Origin of the sequence: Leekyejoonella antrihumi (assembly GCF_007845645.1) — a bacterium.
In the GTDB taxonomy this organism is placed as follows: domain Bacteria; phylum Actinomycetota; class Actinomycetes; order Actinomycetales; family Dermatophilaceae; genus Leekyejoonella; species Leekyejoonella antrihumi.
Genome location: NZ_VCQV01000046.1, coordinates 1 through 23025 on the forward strand (window position 1 = coordinate 1; position 23025 = coordinate 23025).

A 23025-nucleotide genomic window follows, 5' to 3' on the forward strand; every position below is an offset into this window, starting at 1 on the left:
TGATTCATGTACTCATTATCCCAGGTTCAAGGCATCAAAGCGCGGGACACGCGCAGGGAAATCCCCTACATCACAATGGAATCCGACCCAGCCGAGACGCTACGTGTCCAGACCCCTGGGGCCCGCAGCTTCTCGGCCAGGGTCTCGGTTTCGTTCTTGGTGCGGACGAAGACGATCATGCCCTCAAAGTTCTCGACCTCGAGGATCCGTGTCAGAGCGTCAACCTTCTGCGGATAGCTGACCGTGAGGTAGCGCTGGGTGATGTTGGCCGCCGTGGACGTCTTGCCCTTGACGGTGATCTCGACGGGGTCGTTGAGGTACTTCTTCGACAGCCGGCGGATCTGGGCCGGCATGGTGGCCGAGAACAGCGCGACGTTCTTGTCGCTGGGGGTGTCAGCCAGGATTGTCTCGACGTCCTCGGCGAAGCCCATCTTGAGCATCTCGTCGGCCTCGTCGAGGACCAGGAAGCGCAGCTGGGTCAGGTCGAGAGTGCCCTTGTCGAGGTGGTCCATGATGCGGCCGGGGGTGCCGACGACCACATGGACTCCGCGGCGCAACGCGGAGAGCTGTACGCCGTACCCCTGGCCGCCGTAGACGGGCAGGACCTTGACGCCCTTGAGGCGGGCGGCGTACTTCTCGAAGGCCTCGCACACCTGCAGTGCGAGCTCGCGCGTCGGGGCGAGCACGAGCGCCTGCGGCGCCTTCTGCGTCAGGTCCAGGCGGGACAGGATCGGCAGCGCGAACGCCGCCGTCTTGCCGGTGCCGGTCTGCGCGACGCCGACGACGTCACGGCCTTCAAGCAGCGGCGGGATAGTCGCGGCCTGCACCGCCGACGGGGTCTCGTAGCCGACGTCGCGCAGCACGGCCTGCACTTTCTCGGGCAACCCGAGTTCGGCGAAAGTCGGCATCTCGCGTGCCACCGGGGCCCCGTTCGCTTCATCACTCACCTGACAACGGTAGTGGGTGAAACACCGAGCCCCATTTCCACCCACAGCGAAGTGTGGAACGACGAGGTCGCGGGCGGCTCACCGGCAACGCCGAACGGACAGTGTTCGCGGCGGATGATGGTGGAACAGCGCAACGACCACCGTCGCTCCATGCCGTGCCTGAGGCCTCCGACGGCCGCTCACCTGGCGCAGCACGTACTCAAAGTGGCTTGACCGGCCGGTTCACGAGGCGCCGGAGCCGTTCGAATGGGATGGGGATGCGCGCTGCCTGCTCGGCCCTGGAGCTGCGATCCGCCGCCAGACGATTTCGAACACGAGTCACTCCGCCGCGTGTCAGATTGGCGACCGCAACTGCGGACGACTCGGGTCATGTAGCACTTGGGGCATCGTGGTTGGACGTTGCGGATCCCGGACCCGCCTCGACGATCCGTTGCACGTCTGCGAGATTGATGTCGAACGGACCGATCCGGGTCAGCACCCACGAGGCGCCGCGGTCCAACCATGGGGCGGGGTCCTGCTCGGGCCGAAGGTCGAGCACCACGTCAAACCCGGGCGCCGGGTCATGGTCGGCGAGACCAGCGGTCACCACTTGGAGGTCCTCCGGGGTGTCCAAACCGATGACGAAGAACCCGTTATACCTTGCGGCGCGGCGCATCGGCGCACGATTGCCGAACCGTCCCGCCAGCCAGATCGGCACCGCAGGAGCTGGGCGGAAGCAAGCGTCTCGGACGACATAGTGAGTTCCTTCGTGGTCTGCCGGCCTTCCGGACAGCAGCGCGGAAAGGACCTCGAGCCCTTCGTCAAGCATCCGTCCGCGCACCCGAGGGTCCGCCTCGTCGCCGAACGAGCTGAACTCCCCCACCCAGTCGTCGCCCAGCCCCAAGCCGAGAACGAGCCGGCCACCGGAGAGCACCGCCAAGCTGGCTGCCTGCCTGGCCAGGACCTGTGGGCGACGGCGCGGCAGCGGGGTCACCATCGGGCCGAACAACAACCGCTCGGTCCGCATCGCAACAGCCACGCAGCACGTCCACACATCGGCGATGGCGTCCACCCGGTCGCCGTACTGCAGGTGGTCCCAGATGAAGAACCCGTCCCAGCCGGCCGCCTCGGCTTTGGCAGCCAAGTCGCCGATCACCCGGGGGTCGGCTAGGGCATCGAACGGAGCAACGAAGAGTCCGCGGAGCGTGTTCATGCCACCACCATGTCGGTCCTCTGGTACATCACGTAACGAAGAGCCAACTCTACCGAAACCGGATCGGTCCTTGAGATACAGATGCTCGGAAACACCTCAAACCCCTGCGGTTACGTCACGGAGGCTTGTCGGTGACCACCTCGAGAATTGAACACATCTAGGAACGACCACACAGATGGGAGGCGACCGGTGATGACCTCCCACCGGGCCGCCGGCACGACCCCGCGACGACATGTGCGTGGTCGATGCATCCAGACTGTTCGATACCGCCATCGCCGCGATCACCGACCTGGCTGTGCAAGCCCGCCATACCTCGTTGGGCGACGTGCTCCGGGAGGGCCCGGCGCGATCTGGTTCAAGCGGCCGAGTCGGTCAAGGATTTGGCCGACGCGTCGCCGCTGGACGCGACCGCAGCCTTGGTCGAACGCGCCATTCCGCCGCGTGGTGGATCACGGAGCCACCACCGGACCAAGAACGACCGGCTACCGACTCACGTCAGGACAAGTCGACCTCAACCAACCGATCACAGTCCGCAGTCCGGCGATCCGATCTCCGCAAGGATCGTCTCAACAGCTGTCATCAACTCATCAAGACTCTCCGTGGCCGCCCGCCAGACGGTCAGGTTGTTCACTTCCGCATACCCGTGGATCAGGATGTTTCGCATGCCAACGACCTAATGCACGTTCGGCACACGGTCAGCGGTCGCTGCGTCGATATGCCGGAGCACATTCAGCGCCTCCCCTGCGATCTCGAACTGCCGCTCGACGCCAGATCGGAGCACGACGTCATTGCTGTAGTCCTGCCAAGACTTGCCCGCCACGAACCCCTGGATCCGTTTCGCGGCTGTCTCCAGATCCCAGAGAAGCGCGTCAGATCTGGGCCGCATAGACGTCCTGGGCGGTCCGGAAGGCCTCAGCCGCGAAGTGTGGGTTTCGACGGCATCCGACATCACCAGGTCGACCTTGCAACCGACAATCCGGGCCAACTCCTCGTTGAGCGCTAGGTAGTGGCCGAGCAGATCGTGGACCGCCGGAAGGAAGTCGACCAAGAAGTCAATGTCACTCCGGTCGGGATCGAATCGACTCGTGATCACCGAACCGAAGACGCGCAACCCCGTACCACGCGTCGAGGTGAGAGTCGTCGTGCCTCGGTTCTTTGGCTGGGCACTGTCCATGCTGGCCGGCAGTCAGTGGACGGTCTCGTGGTTGTGGCACATCTCGACGAACTTGGCGATGCGCGCGGTCCGGGTCTCGGGCTTGTTCGCATCGTGGACGCGGTAGAGGATCGCATACCGGTTGGCACCCGTGAGTGTTTCGAAGAACGCCTTGGCCTTCAGGTCGGCCGCGAGTGCGGCGGCCAAGTCATCGGGGACGGTCGCGCTCTTCTGGCCGGCACAGGCCGCCGCCCACCGGCCTTCGCCGCGTCGACCTGCGCCTGCCCGGCCGGTCGCATGCGACCGGCCTTGATCAACGCCTGGGCGTAGCTGACCGTCTCCGCTGCGCCCACCTTCCCGATCTGGAGGCGGAAGCCGCGGTGATTGGCGTGGTGCTCGGCGAACCATGCTTCGCAGTCCGGCACGGTGGCGAACGAGATCACCGGCTGACCAGCCAACTCCTCCGGCATCTCCTGGTCGGCCATAGGGCCATCCTTTCACCGCGCACGGACAGGATGGCCGGCTTGGCGGCTACCAGGTGCGGCAGCTCACCACACACGCTCACGGCACGCCGATGGCATGACGTCGACCAGTCCGCTATACCGCGATCCGCTCGTCCGAGGATGGGAACCTGCTCAACGTGGATTCCGTCGGAGTCATGGGGATCAGCGCCGGCTATGACAGGCGGTCGTTCAAGGGGACCCACGCCCTGGGAGATACCGCCGTTCAGGGCAATCGCACCGTGAGCTGGCCGTTGTCGGCGACCTTCGACATGACCTGGTCGCCGCGGGACTCGACGAAGGCGCGGAATGATGAGAAGCCCAACGACTTCTCCGTGAATGCGGGGTCCATCCGTTGCATCTGGCTCTTGACGCCGGCGGCATGAACCCAATCATCGTCACTCTTCTGCAGGCCGACGCGGATCGCGCGCACCAACAGATTGGTGGCCGCTGTCTCAGGGGACTCCTTGACCGAGGTCTTGGTGGCCTTCTTTGCTGGCGACTTCTTCGCGGCGCCTGCCTTCTTCGCTGCCGGCGCGGACGGTGTCACACCGGGCAGGTGGGCGTAGTCGATGAACTCGTTGCAGGCCGAAACAAGCGCCCGACTCGTCGAACCGGCGACGCCGATACCCACGACGTACCTGCCGAGCTGCTTGCAGCTCTGGGCCAGCGGCACGAAGTCGGAGTCGCCGGCGACCAGGACGACGTGGGTGATCTCGGGGTGGCGCATCAGGTCTTCGACGGCGTCGACGGCGAGTCTGATGTCCGCACCGTTCTTGACCCCGGACGCGGTGAACAGCTGGACCAAGTGCAGCGAGCGCTCGATCAGCTCGGTCTTGTAGGACGCATTCGCCGGGACCGACCAGTCGGCGTAGGCGCGGCTCAGCGAGACGCTTCCGAACGAGGCGGCGAAGTCGATGATCGCGCTGAAGTCGACGCGTGCCGCAGCCAACTTCAGGTCCAGCGGATCCTTGGGACCTGCGGACTGTCCGTGCTGCCGCGGGTCGTCCTTGCGCCATGCCTGCTTGCCGTGTATGTCGTCGTAGCGAGAGATGACTACGTTGTCGAAGTCGATGTACACCGCTACGCGTTCGCTCATGCCCAGAGACTACGGGCACCGACGCGCACAAGTCATGAGCCACAGCCACCACGCAGCCCGAGAGCGCGTCGCACCATCGCGAACGGGAGGCCATCAGCCAAGCGGTGCGCACAGTGCACCCCGGTTATAGCCTGAATGGATGCTTGAGTTGAGTGGCATCGACCTGGATGAGATCGCGACCGCACTCGCGGATCAGTCGGACTACGAGCACTGCTGGCTGATCGACCCGCGAACGGGCGAGGTGACGTTCTGGACCAGCGACACCGGGATAGATGGCGAGAACCCCGTTGACGTCGACGAGTTGGATCTCCTTCCCATTGATCCCATCCCGTCGTACATCTGGTATCAGGACATGGCCGACTTTGCCGAGGGCATCAGCGACGCTGCGGCCGGACGACGTCTGGCCAAGGCGCTTGAGGGCCGAGGCGCGTTTCGTCGCTTCAAGGACCAGCTCTACGAACACCATCCAGAGCTCATCGCACCGTGGCACGCCCTGCGTGACAACCGGGCCAAGCGCCGCGCCGTCGAATGGCTCGTGGACCAAGGTCTCCTCGATGACACGGCCTACGAGAATTTCGCGGCCGAGCATCCAGAGCCCAACCTGCCCTGACCGCGTCCCGTTAGGACCCAGGTCGTGCCTCGACCTCGCGCTGCTCCTCCGTGGTGCCCGACGCCTTGGACGGCCGTTGGATGTCGGACCTGGCGACGGCCAAATAGGCGACGAGGAGCAGGACCGCAACCGCAAACGCTATTGAGGTGTATCCATCGCCGAAGTTGAGCCCGGTCAGAGCGCGCGGTTTGCTGATGTAGTCGGCGAAGGACGCCCCGAGGGGTCGGGTGACGACGTAGGCGGCCCAGAACGCGGCGATGGGGTTCAGCCCGAACTTCCACCATGCCAACGCCGGCAGCGCGATGGCCACGGTGAAGAGAATCCCTGAGGTCAGATAGCCGAGGTTGAGCGACATGGCGGTGTAGTCGCCGAGCGCGGTGCCCAGCGCGAAGGTGGCGCCCACAGTTGCCCAGTAGAAGGCCTCGCGGCGTTGCGTGGTGATGCTGTGGATGGACAGCGTGCCCTCGCTGCGGTACCACAGCAGGAAGATGATCGCCAGGACAACCGCCCACAGCAGCGTGGTTCCGGCGTAGGGGATGTGCACGTCGAGGTGGAGGAAGTCCGAGACGCCGGTGCCGATGATGGCGATGGCATACGCGAAGAACCAGTAGGCGAAGGCCCGGTAGCGTCGCGTGCCGAACTGCAGAACGAGCCCGATGGCGAACAGCGCCAACTCGATGCCGCCACCCTTGAGGTTGCCCCAGATCTTCAGGTAGTCCGAGGTCGCCTCGCCGCCGGCCGTCGTCAAGATCTTCACGACCCAGAAGACGACCAGAATCTCGGGGACCTTGGCGGCGAGCGGCAACGGGAAGAACCGGCCGACGAGCGGCACCTGGCCGTCCGACGGGTCCAGCGACGAACGGCGACGATCAGCGGAGATCACGAGCAGGCACCATCTTCCTGTGGATCGGGCTTGGCATACGACTCGGTGCCGAGTATCTGCCATCTCCCTATAAGGTGCCTGAGTCTCTCCTGGGAGCAGTTAGAGGTACTGTCCGGTGCCCTTGACCGAGTCGATCGCACGGCCCGGTGTCGTACCGTTCTTGCCGTCGATCAGGGTGCGGATGTAGACGATCCGCTCACCCTTCTTGCCGGATATGCGCGCCCAGTCGTCCGGGTTGGTCGTGTTGGGCAGGTCCTCGTTCTCCTTGAACTCGTCCACACAGGACTTCAGCAGGTGATCGATCCGGATGCCCTTGGCCCCAAGCGTCAGCTGGTCCTTGATCGCCATCTTCTTCGCCCGGTCGACGATGTTCTGGATCATCGCGCCGGAGTTGAAGTCCTTGAAGTAGAGGATCTCCTTGTCGCCACTGGCGTAGGTGACCTCCAGGAACTGGTTCTCCTCGATCTCGGTATACATCCGCTCGACCGTCGCCTGGATCATCGCCTCGACGGTGTCCTCCTTGGACCCGCCGTTCTCGGCCACATCATCGGCATGTAGTGGCAGGCTCGGGACGAGGTACTTGCTGAAGATGTCGCGGGCGCTCTCCGCATCCGGGCGTTCGATCTTGATCTTGACGTCGAGCCGGCCCGGCCGCAGGATCGCGGGGTCGATCATGTCCTCGCGGTTGGAGGCCCCGATCACGATGACGTTCTCCAGCCTCTCGACACCGTCGATCTCAGCCAGGAGCTGCGGCACGATCGTCGTCTCCACGTCGGAGGACACACCGGAGCCTCGGGTGCGGAAGAGCGACTCCATCTCATCGAAGAAGACCACGACCGGTGCCCCGTTTGAGGCCTTCTCCCGGGCGCGTTGGAAGATCAGCCGGATGTGTCGCTCGGTCTCACCGACGTACTTGTTGAGAAGCTCGGGCCCCTTGATGTTGAGGAAGTAGCTCTTCATCTCGCTCTGGCCGGTCTTCTCGGCGACCTTGCGAGCCAGGGACGCCGCGACTGCCTTGGCGATCAGGGTCTTGCCGCATCCGGGTGGGCCGTAGAGCAGCACACCCTTGGGCGGACGCAACGCGTGCTCACGGAAGAGATCCGCGTGCAGGTAGGGCAGCTCGACGGCGTCACGGATCTGGTCGATCTGGCCGGCCAGCCCGCCGATGTCCTCATACCGAATGTCGGGGACCTCTTCCAGCACAAGGTCGGCGACCTCGGCCTTGGGGATGACCTCGAAGACGAAACCGCTGCGGCTGTCGAGCAGCAGTGAGTCACCGGCCCGAATAACCCGCTCCCGTATGCTGTCCGCGCGCCGGCACACTCTCTCCTCATCGCCGTGCGCAACGACCAGGACGCGGTCATGCTCGAGCAACTCCTTGGCCTGGACGAGCTCGCCCACCCGCTCGTAGCCCATGACGGCCACGACGTTCAGTGCCTCGTTGAGCATGACCTCACGCCCGGCCACCACCTGATCGGGCTCGATCGAGGGGCTCACGGCCACGCGCATCTTGCGCCCGCTGCTGAGGATGTCGGCGGTGCCGTTCTCGGTGGGCTCGATGATCAGGCCGTAGGAGGACGGCGGCTGAGCGAGTCGGTCCACCTCGCTCTTGAGGGTGACGATCTGCTCCCGCGCCTGCTTGAGCGTGCGCACCAGCCGCTCGTTCTGCGTGGACAAGGTGGACAGAGACGACTGGAGGTGGATGATCTGTTGCTCCAGCTCACGGCTGCGGGTCGGGCTGGAGCTCACCCGTTCCCGAAGGGCCTCGATCTCCTCGCGAAGGTGCCGTGCGGCATCCTCGTCGCCCCGACCGTCCGGCTTCTGCTCGCTCATGCGGGCCTCCTTCGTCGAGCATCGCGCTTGGCGAATGATCTACTTCGACCCTAACCCGATGCGCCACCTACATCTTCGGCGGCTCGCCTATCGAGCGGCGTAGTTTGCGCAACTTTTTGTCGGAGACCGGACGCTCCCCCACATTCTCCGGGATCCATTCGGGGTCCGCGGACGCCGACGAAGGCTGCGTCGCCTCTCCAGTCGAGTCCTCCTGCTCGCCGTAGGCGCCCTTGGCGGGACGCCGCTTGCGCAGCGGCGGCCGCACCCCTGGGGCCAGCCGGCGGCTGGTGATGAGGAATCCCGTGTGTCCGTGCATGCGGTGCTCGGGCCGCACCGCCAGGCCTTCCAGGTGCCAGCCCCGCACCATCGACTCCCAGGCCTGCGGCTCGGTGTAGCCCCCGTGGGCGCGAAGCTCCTCGGCGACCTTCGACAGCTGTGTTGCCGTGGCGACATAGCAGATCAAGACACCACCCGGGGCCAGTGCATCGCCGACCGCCTCGAGACACTCCCATGGCGCCAGCATGTCCAGCACCACCCGATCGATGGTGGCGGCTTCGACCTCGTGCGGCAGGCTCTCGACGAGGTCCCCCACGGTGATGGTCCAGGCGGGATGGTCGGCGCCGAAGAAGGCGCGTACATTCGCGAGCGCGATGTCCGCGAACTCCTCGCGCCGCTCGAAGGAGTGCACCATGCCCTGGTCGCCGACGGCCCGCAGGAGAGACATGCTCAGGGCGCCCGATCCGACGCCCGCCTCGACGACCCGCGCGCCGGGGAAGACATCGGCCATCGTGATGATCTGGCCGGCGTCCTTCGGATAGACCACCGCGGCGCCGCGCGGCATGGACAAGACGTAGTCGGACAGCAGCGGACGGAGCACGAGGTACTCGACACCGGCCGTATTGGTGATGGTGGTCCCGTCAGGTCGACCGAGCAGGTCGTCGTGCAGCAGGTGGCCACGGTGGGTGTGGAACTGCTTGCCCGGCGTCAGGGTCAGGGTATGCATTCGTCCCTTGGGGTCGGTCAGCTGCACTCGCTCGCCCACGGTGAACACGCCGCGGCGCGCCGCTGCGCCCGTCGGAGCGTGGCTGGCCCGGTCTTCCTGATTCGTCACAAGGCGCGAGTCTATGCGTGCCCGTCGGCTCGCCGAAGCGCCCCGCCCAGCTCGGCGACCGACACGACGCCCAGCGGGCGCTGCCCGACGTCGACCACCAGGATGTGCTCCACCCCCTCGCCGGCCTCCTGTGCCGACCGCACCAGCTCGGTCACGTCGACATTCGGATCGTCGACCTCGCAGACCCAGCCATCCGGCTGCACCCGCGCCACGGCACGCAGTGGCAGCACCCTGTCCTGACCGGCAGGAATCTGCCGACGCGCGCTCGCCGTGGCCAACCCCCAGACCCTCCCGGTCCGGTCGCGCACGGCGGCATCGATGTCCGGGCGGACCTGGGCCACCAGCGTCTGGTCGTCGGCGATGCACACCGGATGCAACACGTCGGCGATCCGCACGCGGGCGAACAGCCGCTCTGCCGTCGCGCGCGCCACCGCGTTCCCGGCCCCGAACCACAGGAAACCGGCCAGGAAGAGCGCCCAGATGACGGTGATCAGGCTGGGTCGGTGCCCATGCACCAGGGGCCAGCCGATGGCTCCAGCCACCAGCAGCACCGTCACCACCCGGCCGCACCAGCCGGCGACCAGCAGCCCGAGCGGTCGGGACCCGGAGACCTTCCAGACCGCCGCCTCGACGAGGAACCCGCCGTCCAAGGGCAGGCCGGGCAGGACGTTGAAGATCGCGACGAACGCGTTGGACCACACGAAGACGATGGTGAGCAGCCGCGGGACACCATCCGGCACCGACGGCAGCAGCAACCAGCCCAGCAGTGCCAGCACACCGTTGCTCACCGGGCCGACCACGGACACCAGCGCGCTGGACAGCGGTGAGCCGTCCTCCGCGTCGTACGCCGTGTGGCCACCCCAGAGGTCCGCCATGATCTGGCGCACGCGGTATCCGCACCACTGCCCCACCACCGCGTGCGAGAGTTCATGGGCCAGCACGGACAGCAGCAGGAGGATCGCGTAGAGCAGTGCCACGAGGTAGCCGCGGTTGCCCAGACCGGGAACGACCGTGGTGACCTGCGGCCCGAAGGTCACCACGATGACGACCGCGATCAGTGGCCAGGTGCGGCCAAGATAGATCGGGATCCCACGGATGGAGCCGATCCGCCACCCGGGAGCACGTGACGGCGTCGACGAAGGCATGGTCCGAAGGCTATCTGTCGGTGCTGCGCAATAAGGTCGGCGTATGCCGCATGGAGCTCCTGCCCGCACCGAACCGGACCATTCCGCGAGTCGGCGGTCCGCACTGTCACCAAGTCGTGCCTCCGACTTCATGCAGTGCCCGCTGCTCTACCGCTTCCGGGTGATCGACCGGTTGCCCGAGCCGCCCAGCCCGGCCGCGGCGCGCGGAACCCTGGTCCACTCCGTGCTGGAACGAGTCTTCGACGTGCCCGCCCCCGAGCGCACCCCGCAGCACGCCAAGTCGCTGCTGGCACCTCAGTGGGCCTCGCTGGTCGAGGACGATGCCGAGCTGGCGCAGCTCGTCGAGGACGGTCCGGACGGCCTCCAGAGGTGGCTGGACGACGCGGCGCGCCTGGTCGACGAGTGGTTCAAGCTCGAAGATCCGCAGCACCTCGAGCCGGCCGAGCGCGAGCTCTATGTCGAGACCGAGGCTGACGGACTCACCCTGCGTGGGTACGTCGATCGGCTGGATGTCGCACCCGATGGACGGATCCGCGTAGTCGACTACAAGACCGGACGGTCCCCCAGCCAGGCCTTCGAGGCCAAGGCGCTGTTCCAGATGAAGTTTTATGCCTTGGTGCTGTGGCGGTTGCGCGGGGTGGTGCCCTCGCTGCTGCAGCTGGTCTATCTCGGCAACGGTGAGATTGTCCGGTTCGAGCCCGCGGAGCACGAGCTGATCGCGACCGAGCGCAAGATCAAGGCCCTGTGGTCGGCGATCGAGCAGGCCGCCGAGCAGGGCGACTGGCGGCCTCGCCCCACCAAGCTGTGCGACTGGTGCGCCCACAAGGCCCTGTGCCCCGCCTGGGGCGGCACTCCCCCGCCGCTGCCGAGCTCGGCCGACCAGCTTGCCGTCGATCCGTCGCGTTCGGGAGCCGAGACGGTCACCGACGAGTAGCGGCCGCTCGAGCGGTTGATCCGGCAACAGGGAGTGCTCCCCGGCTGAGGTCGGTCCACCGCACCCCCGGATGGTTGAGCCGGGGAGCGCGAAGCGCGAGCCGCGTCGAAACCCCCGACACCCACGCGCGAACCCCCACCAGGTTTCGACACGCCGGACTCACTCCGTTCGCCGCCGGCTCAACCAGCCGGAATCAGGGCCGGCTCAACCCACCCCCGGATGGTTGAGCCGGGGAGCGCGAAGCGCGAGCCGCGTCGAAACCCCCGACACCCACGCGCGAACCCCCACCAGGTTTCGACACGCCGGACTCACTCCGTTCGCCGCCGGCTCAACCCACCGACGAAGAGGTTTCGACACGCCGGACTCACTTCGTTCGCCGCCGGCTCAACCCACCGACGAAGAGGTTTCGACACGCCGGACTCACTCCGTTCGCCGCCGGCTCAACCCACCGGTATCAGGGCCGGCTCAACCCACCGACGAAGAGGTTTCGACACGCCGGACTCACTCCGTTCGCCGCCGGCTCAACCAGCCGGTATCAGGGCCTGCCGCCGCCCGTGGTTGCGATGGCCTGCAGCGCGAGCGCGCCCAGGTCGGCGGCGGTAAGGCCGACCAGGCTGTCGATCTGCACGACGCCACTCAGCTGCGGCAGCTCGACCACGTGCGGCACGGCGATGGTCGGCACACCCGCCGCGCGCGCCGAGTGCACTCCGGGCACCGAGTCCTCCACCGCGACACAGTCCTGCGGCTGCACCCCCAGCGCCTCCGCAGCAGTCAGGTAGGGCTCCGGATGCGGCTTGCCCTGCCGCACGATGTCTCCGGTCACCACCGCCGCAAACGTCTGTTCCGGGAGCGTGTCGATCATCACCGACGCGAATGAGTCGTAGGACATCGTCACCAGGGCGTTCGGCATCCCCGCCGCGACACACGACTGAAGCAGCTCGCGGGCACCGGGTCGCCACGGCACGTGCTCGCGCATGGACCTGGAGACTCCGGTGAGCAGCCGGTCCACGATCTCCTCGACGGTCATGGTCACCGCGGAGTTCTCCCGGATGACCTCGGCGGAGGCAGTGAGCGTGTTGCCGACGCACTTCAGGGCGAGCTCGTCGGACCATTTTCCGCCGAAGGACTCCACGAGCTCGTGCTCCTCCCGGATCCAGTACGGCTCCGTGTCGACCAGGGTGCCGTCCATGTCCCACAGCACGGCAGCGGGACGCCACCTCTCGACATACGCCGGTTCGGGCACGTCCTAGCGCTCACTCTCCGGGTCGTAGGCGAGGTTCGGCGACAGCCAGCGCTCCGCCTGCGCCATCGTCCAGCCCTTGCGGTCGGCGTAGTCCTCCACCTGGTCCTTGCCGATCCGACCGACGACGAAGTACTGCGACTGCGGATGAGAGAAGTACCAGCCGCTCACCGCCGCGCCGGGCCACATCGCCATCGAGTCCGTCAGCTCGATACCCGCCTGCTCGGTGGCGTCCAGCAGGTCCCAGATGGTGCGCTTCTCGGTGTGGTCCGGGCAGGCCGGATAGCCCGGCGCCGGGCGGACGCCCTGGTACTTCTCCGCGATGAGCGCCTCGTTGTCAAGGCTCTCGTCGGGCACGAAGCCCCACAGCCTGGTGCGGACGACGGCGTGCATCCGCTCGGCGAGCGCCTCTGCCAGCCGGTCGGCGAGGGATTCCAGCAGGATGCCGCTGTAATCGTCCAACTCCTCCTTGAACGCCATGATCCGATCCTGCGCGCCGAGGCCGGCCGTGACCGCGAATCCGCCAATATAGTCGGGCAGCCCGGTCTCCTGCGGTGCGACGAAGTCGGCGAGTGACCGGTTGGGGACGCCCTCACGATGCTGGCCCTGCTGACGCAGGTGGTGCAGCGTCGTGCGCACCTCCTGACGCGTCTCGTCGGTGTAGACGACCACGTCGTCCCCCACCGCGTTCGCCGGGAAGAAGCCGACGACGGCGTTCGCCTGCAGCCACTTCTCCTCGATGACCTTGTCGAGCATTGTCTGGGCGTCATCCCAGAGCTTGCGCGCGACCTCACCCGAGGCCGGGTTGTTGAGGATGTCCGGGAACTTGCCCTTCATCTCCCACGCGTTGAAGAACGGCTGCCAGTCGATGTATTCGCGCAGCACCTCCAGCGGGTAGGCGGTGAAGGTCTTGGTGTAGGAGCCGGCCTGCTCATGACGGTGGTCGCACTCGGGCCCCTTGCACACGTCCTTCGCCTGCTCCAGCAGGAAGCGCGGACGAGGCGGTCGGTAACCCTCCCACTCGATGGGCGTGCGCGCCGCGCGTGCCTTCTCGATCGTCAGGATCGGGCGGTCGTTGCGCTTGGCCGCGTGCAGGCGGCGCAGGCCCTCGTAGTCCTTGTTGACCTCCTCCAGGAAGCCGTCCCGCCGCTCATCCGACAGCAGCGCCGCCGCCGTCGGGACCGAGCGTGAGGCGTCCTTCACCCACACGACTGGGCCGTGGTACTTCGGGGTGATCTTGACCGCTGTGTGCGCGCGGGAGGTCGTCGCACCGCCGATGAGCAGCGGCCGATCCCAGCCCTGCCGCTCCATCTCCGCGGCCACGTTGACCATCTCGTCGAGCGACGGGGTAATCAGGCCGGACAGTCCGATCATGTCGGCGTTCTCCGCCTTCGCGGTGTCCAGGATCTTCTGCGCCGGCACCATCACACCGAGATCCACAACGTCATAGTTGTTGCACTGGAGCACCACACCGACGATGTTCTTGCCGATGTCGTGCACGTCACCCTTGACCGTGGCCATGACGATCTTGCCCTTGGCCCGCTCCGTGTCACCGGGCTTCTTCTCCGCCTCGATAAACGGGATCAGGTGGGCCACAGCCTTTTTCATCACCCGTGCGGACTTCACGACCTGCGGCAGGAACATCTTGCCGGCACCGAACAGGTCGCCGACGACGCCCATTCCGTCCATCAGCGGACCCTCGATGACATTCAGCGGCCGCTCACCCGCCGCGGCGAGCTCGACACGCATCTCCTCCGCGTCCTCGACGATGAACTCGTCGATCCCCTTCACCAACGCGTGGGTGATGCGCTCACGGACCGGATCCTCACGCCACTTCAGCTTCTCGTCGGGTCCCTGCTCGGCGGCCTCCTTGTTGTGCTCCTCGGCCACCTCCAGCAGTCGCTCGGCCGCGTCCTCGCGCCGGTTGAGCACAACGTCCTCGATGCGCTCGCGCAGCTTCGGGTCGATCTCGTCGTAGACACCGAGCTGACCGGCATTCACGATGCCCATGGACAGCCCGGCCTGGATCGCGTTGTAGAGGAACACCGCGTGAATCGCCTCGCGCACCGCGTTGTTGCCGCGGAACGAGAACGACACATTGGACACCCCGCCGGAGGTCAGCACACCGGGCAGGTTCTGGGTGATCCACCGGGTTGCCTCGATGAAGTCGACACCATAGTTCCGGTGCTCCTCGATGCCCGTAGCCAGCGCGAACATGTTGGCGTCGAAGATGATGTCCTCGGCGGGGAAGCCCACCTCCTTGGTGAGGATGTCGTAGGCCTTCTGGCAGATGACTTTGCGCCGCTCGAGCGTGTCCGCCTGGCCGTCCTCGTCAAACGCCATCACGACGACCGCCGCGCCATAGCGGCGGCACAGCCTGGCCTGCTCGATGAACTTCTCCGTGCCCTCCTTCATGGAGATCGAGTTGACGATGGGCTTTCCCTGGATGCACCGCAGGCCGGCCTCGATCACGTCCCACTTGGAGGAGTCGATCATGACCGGCACCTTGCAGATGTCCGGCTCGGTCGCAACCAGCTTGCAGAAGCGGTCCATCGCCTCCACGCCGTCGATCATGCCCTCGTCCATGTTGATGTCGATGACCTGCGCGCCTGACTCGACCTGCTGCCGGGCGACATTCAACGCCGCGGCGTAGTCGCCGGCCTTGATCAGCTTGCGGAAGCGGGCCGACCCGGTGATGTTCGTGCGTTCGCCGACGTTGACGAACAGCGAGTCGGCCGTGATGTTGAACGGTTCGAGCCCGGAGAGCCGGCACGCCGACGCCACGGTCGCAGGGGTATGCGGGGCGTGCTGCTCGACGAGCCCGGCAATCGCGGCGATGTGCTCAGGGGTGGTCCCGCAGCATCCGCCGACCAGGTTCACCAGTCCGTCGCTCGCGAAGCCTTCGAGGATCTCGGCCATCTGCTGCGCCGACTGGTCGTACTCGCCGAACGCGTTGGGCAGACCGGCATTCGGGTAGCACGAGATGAAACAGTCGGCGATCCGGGAGAGCTCCGCGACATAGGGACGCATGTCGGCGGCGCCAAGGGCACAGTTGAAGCCGACGGCGAGCGGCCGAGCGTGCCGGATGCTGTTCCAGAAGGCCTCGGTCACCTGGCCGGACAGGGTCCGGCCGGACGCGTCGGTGATCGTCCCCGAGATGATGACCGGCCAGCGTCGGCCGCACTCGTCGAAGAGCGTCTCGAGGGCGAAGACCGCAGCCTTGGCGTTGAGGGTGTCGAAGATCGTCTCCATCAGCAGGATGTCGACGCCCCCGTCGATGAGCCCGGTGGCCTCCTCCAGATAGGCGTCGACAAGCTGCTCAAAGCTGACGTTGCGCTTGCCGGGGTCGTTGACGTCCGGTGAGATCGAGCCGGTGCGGTTCGTCGGGCCCAGCGTGCCCGCGACATACCGCGGTCGGTCCGGGGTCTGCGCGGTCGCCTTGTCGCACGCCTCACGCGCCAGCCGCGCGGACTCGTAGGCGAACTCGTAGGCGAACTCCTGCATGCCGTAGTCGGTCAGGGAGATGCGCTGCGCGTTGAACGTGTTGGTCTCGATGACGTCGGCACCGGCGTCCAGATACTCGGTGTGGATGCCGCGGATAAGGTCCGGCTGAGTCAGGGACAGCAGGTCGTTGTTCCCCTTCAGGTCGCTCGGCCAGTCGGCGAAGCGGTCCCCCCGGTAGTCCTGCTCCTCGAGCTTCTGCTGCTGGATCATGGTGCCCATGGCTCCGTCGAAGATCAGGATGCGTGACCTGAGCGCTTCGGTCAGGGTGCTGGTCTGGTCTGGACGGATCAGTGCCGGGTCACGCTCCACCGTGGAGTGTGCTCGGAACTCGTCGGAGCGGCTGCTCACTGTTGTTCCCCTTCATGAAATTTCGATACGACCATCGCCGGCTCGGAACTACTCATCCAGGACTCTGGTGCGAGGCCGGCTCTCACCTTCGCAGTCCACGATTCTTGAATTTTAGGCGATCCGACGAGCCGATGCGGCAGTCATCGAGCGTGCAACGGGCCGGAGTCCGTAGGGTGGACCTGTTCAGACCACCCGAGCGGTCAGGAGGCCCTAGTGATCGAGTTCGAGGACGTGCCGCTTCTGCGCGACCCGATCATGATCGCAGCCTTCGAAGGCTGGAACGACGCGGGGGAGACCGCGACGGCCACTCTGGCCCATCTCATCGGCCTGTGGGGGGCCGAACCGATCGCCGCGCTCGACCCGGAGCTCTACTACGACTTCCAGGTCAACCGGCCGCGGATCACCGGCGACGCAGGGTCGCGCGAGATCACCTGGCCGACCACCCGGATCTTCCTCGCTCGCGACACCCCCCTGGATCGTGACGTGCTCCTGGTGCACGGGATCGAGCCCTCGATGCGCTGGGCCGGCTTCACCAACGAGTTGATGCGGCTGATCCATGACACCGACGTCGCGATGCTGATCACCCTCGGCGGCCTGCTGGCCGATGTGCCACACACCCGCCCGATACCGGTCACCGTGACCTCGGACCACGCGGAGACGCAGCAGCGTTACAACCTGGAACCGAGCCGGTATGAAGGTCCGACCGGGATCGTCGGCGTGCTCACCGAGGCGTCCTACCGGGCCGACATACCGTCGCTGTCGTGCTGGGCCGCGGTCCCCCACTATGCCGGCGGCAGTCCATCGCCGAAGGCCTCACTCGCCCTCCTGACCCGCCTGGAGGAACTGCTCGACACGCTGATCGGACATGCCGACCTGGCCGACCAGGCGCGCGCCTGGGAGCACGGCGTCGACGAGCTGGCCGCCTCCGACGACGAGGTCGCCGAGTATGTGCACTCCCTCGAGGAGGCACAGGACACCACCGAGCTTCCCGAGGCCAGCGGCGACGCGATCGCCCGGGAGTTCGAGAAGTATCTGCGTCGCCGCCAGGAGGACGGGGACTGAGCAACCGCCATGCGTCGACTGGATGGACGTATGGCGCCCCGGTCAGCTCGTGCCACCGGTGCCGGTCGATGTGACGTAAGGCACGGCGGTGATCTGCTGGGGAATGAATCCAGGCAGTGGAGAGGCGGATACGTCGTCGGCGCATTCGATGTCCGCGGTGAATCCGGGTCCGGGTATGTCGAGGATGCCGGAGGCGGACACCAGACCTTGTGTCTCGGGGGCGAGGTCCACGCCGTCCTGGCCGCCGGACACGAACGGCGGAAACCCTGCCTGGGCAATTGCGTTGATGGCGCAGCTGCCGTGTAGCGCGCTCGCGCCCGAGGTGACGAACGCGGTGGCGGTGACCAGGTAGTGGCCGGCCGGTAGGGCAAGGTCGTTGCCGGTCGTGTGCAAGGCGGTCAACGCGCCGGTGCTCGCCGGACCGGCTGGGCCGGCAGGGCCGGCAGGGCCGGCAGGACCCGCGGGACCGGTTTGGCCGGCAGGACCCGCGGGACCGGTTTGGCCGGCAGGTCCCGGATCGCCTTTCAGTCCTCGAGGGCCTTGGGCGCCTTGGGTGCCGGTCTGGTTCCAGCTGACGTGGGTGTCGCGGCCGAAGCAGCGGGGTGTGCTGCTCGGGTTGACATGGACGTTGTAGACGGTGCCGAGGGTTCGGCTCAGGCAACCCCGAAAGACGTTGGCGGAGGGAGTTGTATCGGCGAACGCGACGGCGGACCCACCGCCGGCGAGGACGGCAACGATGGCGCCGCCGGTCAGTGCGCGTCGAGCAAGCTTACTTCTGAGCATGATGGGTTCCTACGGTGGTTGGGTGCCCAGGCGCTGGGCGGGCGTGGAATGAGCATCGCGCGGGGTGCGGGGGGAAACGTCGTAGGCGTCGGGGGTGAGGTTTTGGGCTGCCACCCTCCAGGCCCGGTCAGGACCCCGGCGCGCGATGCAGCTCACCGAGCCGGCCTCGGCGGTGGGTGTGCCGTCCGGCCTGGCGCCGTACCTGCTCCATCGTCCGGCGAGGAGCGCGATCTCGCCGATGATCAGACTGCGTTGTGGATGCACCTCATAGGCCGTCTTGGCCTCGACGGCACGGGTGAGTATGCGCCGGATCGCGTCGAGGCCGACGGCGGGTGCTGCGCCGCCGACCGCCAGGATCGCAGCGGGCTCGTAGTAGCTGAGGGCGGCTTGCAGGTCACCGTCACTGATTGCGTCGGCGATGAGGTCGCCGAGGTCTTCGCTCCGCGTGGCTGGAGTCGGCTGAATGATGTCACCGGTTCCGGCATCGGCAGTCACCGCGGAGGGGTTGCCGGCGGCGCGTCCGGACACCGGACGCGGGTTTGGCTGCTGCGGCATACGTCGCCTCCCACCGTGCGGGTCAGTGTTGTGAGGTAAGTCTTGGCTCCGGTGCGGGGGGAATCGCCGGGTGCCCGTTCAACCGGCGTGGACATGGCAGGCGTGGTCGTATTCTGGAGGCGTTGACGATCGCGGTGACGTCCTTCTCTGCGCTTGCGCATGGTTCGGTACCGGCGGTCGTCGATGTGGACGACAGAATGGTCGCGCATGACGGGTCGAGAACAGGTCAAAGCCACGGTCTCGCGTGTCGCCACCACCCCTGCGTCGCCGCGCACCCCACTGGTGGGACGTGACGACGAGGTGGTTCGGCTGCTACGGACCTTGGCGGGATGCCGCCTGGTGACCTTGACAGGGCCCGGTGGTGTCGGCAAGACCCGACTGGCCCTGGCTCTGATGCAGGCGGACGCCACGGCGGAGCTGGCACCGGACGGGGCGGTCACGGTGGAGCTGTCGGCGGTTTCTGACGCGGCCCTCGTTGCCGACACCGTGCGTGTGGCTCTCGGCGTGCCCGACGCGCCGGGACGGCCGGCGGGTGTCGCAATCATCGATCGGCTCGACGCCGCAGCAGCGTTGCTGGTGCTGGACAACTGCGAACATCTGAGTCCCGCTGTCGCCGAGCTCGTTGACGCCCTATTGGACGGGTGCCCCCGCCTCCGAGTGTTGGCCACCAGCCGCGAGCCGCTCGCCGTCGATGGGGAAGCGCTGTGGCCGGTGCATCCCTTTCGGGTCCCACCCGCCGACACAATGACGGCAGCGGTAGTCGCGGACACCGCGTCCGGTCAGCTCTTCGAGCAGCGCGCCCAAGCGGTCCGTCCGACCTTTCACCTCACCGACGCGAACGCGCCCGGTGTCACGCGCGTGTGCCGGCGAGCTGGTGGGCTGCCGTTGGCGATCGAGCTTGCGGCAGCCCGGGTACGGGTGCTGTCTGTCGAGGAGATCGCCTCCGGTCTGGACGACATGCTCGGGCTGCTCGCCGGCGGAGCCCGGAGCAAGCCGGTGCGGCAGAAAAGCCTGCGAGCCAGCCTGGACTGGAGCAACGCTCTGCTCAACGGCTGGGAACAGACCGTGTTGCGCCGCCTGGGTGTCTTTCCTGGCGGATTCGACCTGCCGGCGGCCACAGCCGTCGTCGCCGGCGAGGACGTCTCAGCCACCGAGCTGCTGGATCTGCTCCTCCGGCTGGTGGACCAGTCGCTGCTCACGGCACAGTCCACGGGTGGACCGGTGCGGTATCGACTTCTGTCCCCGATCCGCGACTACGCCCGCGAACGGCTCGCCGAGGCCGGCGAGCAAGGCGCCGTTGCTGCTGCCCATCTCGGCTTCTACGCCGACCTGGTCGACCGGGCCGAGCCACTCTTGTCCGGGCCGCGACAGACCGAGCACCTGGATGAACTGGAGCTCGAGGGCAACAACTTGCGAGCCGCGCTGAAGTTCGCGGCTGAGTCAGGCGCGCCACCCGCCGGCCTCCGGCTGGCGGCCGGGCTGGAGAGGCTGTGCGCGGTGCGCGGGCACTACCGCGAAGAGTGGCAGTGGTTGGACTGGGCCGCGACCGCCGATCCGGGCGCACCGGAACCGCTTCGCGCCAAGGCCCTGCTCGGCGCGGGCCGGCTGGCCTTTCTGGCCTGCGACTACCCGGCCGCGGTGCGCCGATTGGAAGCCGGCCTGCGGCTGTACCGGCAGATCGGTGACCGGCCCGGGACCGTCATGGCTCTGCATGGACTCGGAAGTGTGGCGCGCGAGCTGGGCCGTTACGCTCGCGCTGAGGCGCTCTACCGGCAAGCCCTGACACTGGCAGCAGGCGACGCCGATGCCCGGCAAGTTGCTCAGGCCCGCGGATATCTCGGATTCACCGCCTGGCTACAAGGTGACTGGCAACGCGCCGTCACCGAGTCCGAGCAGGCGCTGCGCGCGTTCCGGCAGCTCGGCGACGGCGAAGGCATCGTATGGTCCCTGCTCAGCCTGGGCGCCGTCGCGCAATACCGTGACGAGTATGCCGTCGCCGCCGAAATGCTCGGCCAGGCCCGCGAACTGGCCGAACGGCTCGGCTACCGCGAAGGGATGGCCTGGTCTCTACACGAACTCGGCCTGCTCGCGCTGCGTCGCGGTGATGCCGCCGCCGAAGAGCTGCTCCTCGACGCTCTGTCGCGCCACCGAGCCCTCGGCGATCGGTGGCGCACGGCAAGCGTCCTCGAAGACCTGGCCGCGTGCGCACAGACCACCGGCGATCATCGCCGAAGCATCGCGCTGCTCGGCGCGGCCGCACAGATCCGGACCGCCATCGGAACCGAGCTCGCGCCCTGCGAACGGCCGCGCCACGACCGGGTCGATGCCGCCGCCCGCCAACACCTGCGCGAAGACGACTTCGCCGCCGCGTGGCTACATGGACAAGGAGCGACGCTGGACCAGCTGATCACCGCGACGGCAACCGTGCCATCGCCCGAACCGACACACGGTCGCCCGCCCCGCGACGTCCATACGACCACAACCGCACCACGGCTGCGCATCCGCGCATTGGGCGCTTGCACGGTGCACCGCGGCACACACCTGCTGACCACCGCCGACTGGGGCTACGGCAAACCACGGGAACTCTTCTTCCTGCTCGCCGGCTCACCGTCGCTGACCAAGGCAAACATCGGTACCGCGCTGTGGCCCGACCTGGACGGCCCGCAACTACGCAACGCCTTTCACACCGCCCTACGCGACCTGCGCCGCGCAGTCGGCGACCCCGGCTGGATTCTCTACGCGGCTGGGCGCTACACCCTTGATCGCACCCGGGAACACAGCTCAGATGTCGAGATCTTCCAAGAAGGCCTCGCCGCAGCCCGCCGGAGCAAGCCACCCGAGGTCGTCCTCGCCCATCTGCAACGTGCCATCACCGCCTACGGCGGAGAGTTCGGCCAAGACCTGCCCGAGACAGAGTGGGTGCTGGCCCGCCGCGTCGAGTTCGCCGATGCCGCCACCCGGGCCCTGTCGCAGGTCGGCCGGCTGCTCGCTGCTGCCGACCGCTACGACGAAGCGGCCGAGATCTACCGTCGCCTGATCGAGCGTGACCCTCTCGATGAGGCCGCGAACCGCCACCTCATGATCTGTCTGAGCCGCCTCGGGGAGGTCGGACAGGCAGCCCAGCGGTACCAACAGCTCACCGAGCTGCTACGCACCGAACTCGGCGTCGGCCCTTCTCCAGAAACACGAGCCGTCCACCAACGATTGCAGGCAGCCGACTGACCACCCACCACCTCGGCTGGCGAAGCGTTAGCGGCAGGGCGAACGCGAGCACGGTTCGGTTCTCGTAGTGGATGAGAGATAGTTGACTGCATGACACGTCTTCGATTCAGGCGGCGCGAAGAGGCGCCGTCGCGGCCGCAGGGTCCGCTTCCACGGCACGTAGGCGTCATCATGGATGGCAATCGGCGGTGGGCACGCGCGGCGGGCTTTGCCAATGCCAGTGTCGGACACAAGGTCGGCGCCGATCACCTGGCCGACCTACTCGGCTGGCTACATGCCCGTGGGATCGATCATGCGAGCGTCTACGTGCTGTCCGCGGACAACATCCGCAAGCGTGAGGGTGCCGAGATCGAGTATCTCTTTGACCTGATTCGTACCGTCCTTCCGGTCAAGGTCCGCGAATCTGAGTGGTGGCAGCTGCATATCGCGGGCGATCTGACACTCCTGCCCGTGGCGTGTAGCGAGGCGTTGCAGGCGGCGATGGTCGAGACGGAGGGCCGCCCAGCGCAGCTGACCCTCGCGATCGGGTACGACCCCCGCCAGGATGTCACCGACGCGGTTCGACGCGTGTTGCGCGGGATCGGTGGCGAGCCACCGGACGGCGCCGGCTTCGTCGACGCGATCACGTCTGCCCTGCCCGGCGGATCGGTCAAAGACATCGATCTGGTCATCCGAACCAGCGGCGAGCGACGGATCTCGGGCTTCTTCCCCTGGCAGAGCCAAAAAGCAGAAATCCACGTGAGCAAGAAGCTGTGGCCGGCGTTCAGCGAACACGACCTCGACCTTGCTATCGATGACTACCGCCGGAGAACCGCACCAAGCCCTGCAGCCTGCTGAGTTGTGTCGATAGACGATCACCGAGGGCGACATCTGGATCCCGACGCCCGTCGAGCGTGAGTTCGTG

19 protein-coding genes and 1 pseudogene are annotated in these 23025 nt (G+C 66.9%); 5 read left to right on the forward strand and 15 right to left on the reverse strand.

Features of this window, described 5'->3' with window-relative positions; all coding sequences use genetic code 11:
* Positions 1 to 113 precede the first annotated feature (113 nt).
* From FGL98_RS21920 to FGL98_RS21945, 7 genes and pseudogenes are all read right to left on the reverse strand, one after another.
* A pseudogene (locus FGL98_RS21920) lies at positions 114 to 908 on the reverse strand (DEAD/DEAH box helicase); the annotation flags it as partial.
* A 406-nt stretch (positions 909 to 1314) separates the two neighbouring features.
* Complete coding sequence (locus FGL98_RS21925) at positions 1315 to 2139, reverse strand: LLM class flavin-dependent oxidoreductase (RefSeq protein ID WP_146320524.1); 825 nt, start codon at positions 2137 to 2139, stop codon at positions 1315 to 1317.
* Positions 2140 to 2662: 523 nt separating this feature from the next.
* Complete coding sequence (locus FGL98_RS25945; protein WP_222432337.1) at positions 2663 to 2803, reverse strand: HepT-like ribonuclease domain-containing protein; 141 nt, start codon at positions 2801 to 2803, stop codon at positions 2663 to 2665.
* Between the two features lie 9 nt (positions 2804 to 2812).
* The gene (locus tag FGL98_RS25950; RefSeq protein WP_246136691.1) at positions 2813 to 3313 is read right to left on the reverse strand and encodes a nucleotidyltransferase domain-containing protein; all 501 of its coding nucleotides are present in this window, start codon (positions 3311 to 3313) and stop codon (positions 2813 to 2815) included.
* A gap of 12 nt (positions 3314 to 3325) precedes the next feature.
* Positions 3326 to 3499: a YdeI/OmpD-associated family protein gene (locus tag FGL98_RS26530; RefSeq protein ID WP_246136692.1), complete on the reverse strand. Its 174-nt coding sequence runs from the start codon at positions 3497 to 3499 to the stop codon at positions 3326 to 3328.
* Positions 3472 to 3777 (reverse strand): YdeI/OmpD-associated family protein, encoded by a 306-nt coding sequence (locus FGL98_RS21940; protein WP_246136693.1) that lies wholly within the window; start codon positions 3775 to 3777, stop codon positions 3472 to 3474. Before FGL98_RS21940 ends, FGL98_RS26530 begins: the two co-directional genes overlap by 28 nt.
* A gap of 241 nt (positions 3778 to 4018) precedes the next feature.
* Positions 4019 to 4891, reverse strand: a complete 873-nt coding sequence (locus FGL98_RS21945) for an NYN domain-containing protein (protein ID WP_146320526.1) — start codon at positions 4889 to 4891, stop codon at positions 4019 to 4021.
* Between the two features lie 139 nt (positions 4892 to 5030).
* Between FGL98_RS21945 and FGL98_RS21950 the strand changes: the two genes are divergently transcribed.
* Entirely contained in the window at positions 5031 to 5501 is a 471-nt protein-coding gene (locus FGL98_RS21950; RefSeq protein ID WP_146320528.1) for a UPF0158 family protein, read from the forward strand.
* Between the two features lie 10 nt (positions 5502 to 5511).
* On the opposite strand, the gene FGL98_RS21955 is transcribed toward FGL98_RS21950, so the two are convergent.
* From FGL98_RS21955 to FGL98_RS21970, 4 genes are all read right to left on the reverse strand, one after another.
* Positions 5512 to 6384 carry a COG4705 family protein gene (locus FGL98_RS21955; RefSeq protein WP_222432339.1) on the reverse strand — a complete coding sequence of 291 codons (873 nt, stop codon included), beginning with the start codon at positions 6382 to 6384 and terminating at the stop codon, positions 5512 to 5514.
* A 99-nt stretch (positions 6385 to 6483) separates the two neighbouring features.
* Positions 6484 to 8217 (reverse strand): proteasome ATPase, encoded by a 1734-nt coding sequence (arc, locus tag FGL98_RS21960; protein ID WP_146320532.1) that lies wholly within the window; start codon positions 8215 to 8217, stop codon positions 6484 to 6486.
* A 67-nt stretch (positions 8218 to 8284) separates the two neighbouring features.
* Positions 8285 to 9328, reverse strand: a complete 1044-nt coding sequence (locus FGL98_RS21965) for a tRNA (adenine-N1)-methyltransferase (protein ID WP_146320534.1) — start codon at positions 9326 to 9328, stop codon at positions 8285 to 8287.
* A gap of 11 nt (positions 9329 to 9339) precedes the next feature.
* Complete coding sequence (locus tag FGL98_RS21970; RefSeq protein WP_146320536.1) at positions 9340 to 10473, reverse strand: site-2 protease family protein; 1134 nt, start codon at positions 10471 to 10473, stop codon at positions 9340 to 9342.
* Positions 10474 to 10516: 43 nt separating this feature from the next.
* Here FGL98_RS21970 and FGL98_RS21975 point away from each other — a divergent pair, with 43 nt between their 5' ends.
* The gene (locus FGL98_RS21975; protein WP_146320538.1) at positions 10517 to 11407 is read left to right on the forward strand and encodes a RecB family exonuclease; all 891 of its coding nucleotides are present in this window, start codon (positions 10517 to 10519) and stop codon (positions 11405 to 11407) included.
* 535 nt (positions 11408 to 11942) lie between these two features.
* Here FGL98_RS21975 and FGL98_RS21980 read toward each other — a convergent pair.
* Entirely contained in the window at positions 11943 to 12650 is a 708-nt protein-coding gene (locus FGL98_RS21980) for an HAD family hydrolase (RefSeq protein WP_246136694.1), read from the reverse strand.
* A gap of 3 nt (positions 12651 to 12653) precedes the next feature.
* Positions 12654 to 16460: a methionine synthase gene (metH, locus tag FGL98_RS21985; protein ID WP_146320573.1), complete on the reverse strand. Its 3807-nt coding sequence runs from the start codon at positions 16458 to 16460 to the stop codon at positions 12654 to 12656.
* Positions 16461 to 16712: 252 nt separating this feature from the next.
* Between metH and FGL98_RS21990 the strand changes: the two genes are divergently transcribed.
* Positions 16713 to 17561 (forward strand): PAC2 family protein, encoded by an 849-nt coding sequence (locus FGL98_RS21990; protein WP_146320540.1) that lies wholly within the window; start codon positions 16713 to 16715, stop codon positions 17559 to 17561.
* A 42-nt stretch (positions 17562 to 17603) separates the two neighbouring features.
* Here the strand turns inward: FGL98_RS21990 and FGL98_RS25565 are convergent, their stop codons facing one another.
* Positions 17604 to 18344 (reverse strand): hypothetical protein, encoded by a 741-nt coding sequence (locus tag FGL98_RS25565; RefSeq protein WP_186526315.1) that lies wholly within the window; start codon positions 18342 to 18344, stop codon positions 17604 to 17606.
* 9 nt (positions 18345 to 18353) lie between these two features.
* The gene (locus tag FGL98_RS22005) at positions 18354 to 18899 is read right to left on the reverse strand and encodes a YybH family protein (RefSeq protein ID WP_146320544.1); all 546 of its coding nucleotides are present in this window, start codon (positions 18897 to 18899) and stop codon (positions 18354 to 18356) included.
* A gap of 207 nt (positions 18900 to 19106) precedes the next feature.
* On the opposite strand from FGL98_RS22005, the gene FGL98_RS22010 reads away from it, so the two are divergent.
* Together FGL98_RS22010 and uppS are read left to right on the forward strand one after the other, a co-directional pair.
* Entirely contained in the window at positions 19107 to 22121 is a 3015-nt protein-coding gene (locus FGL98_RS22010) for a tetratricopeptide repeat protein (protein ID WP_186526316.1), read from the forward strand.
* A gap of 90 nt (positions 22122 to 22211) precedes the next feature.
* Complete coding sequence (gene uppS / locus FGL98_RS22015) at positions 22212 to 22958, forward strand: polyprenyl diphosphate synthase (protein ID WP_146320548.1); 747 nt, start codon at positions 22212 to 22214, stop codon at positions 22956 to 22958.
* The last annotated feature ends 67 nt before the right edge of the window (positions 22959 to 23025 follow it).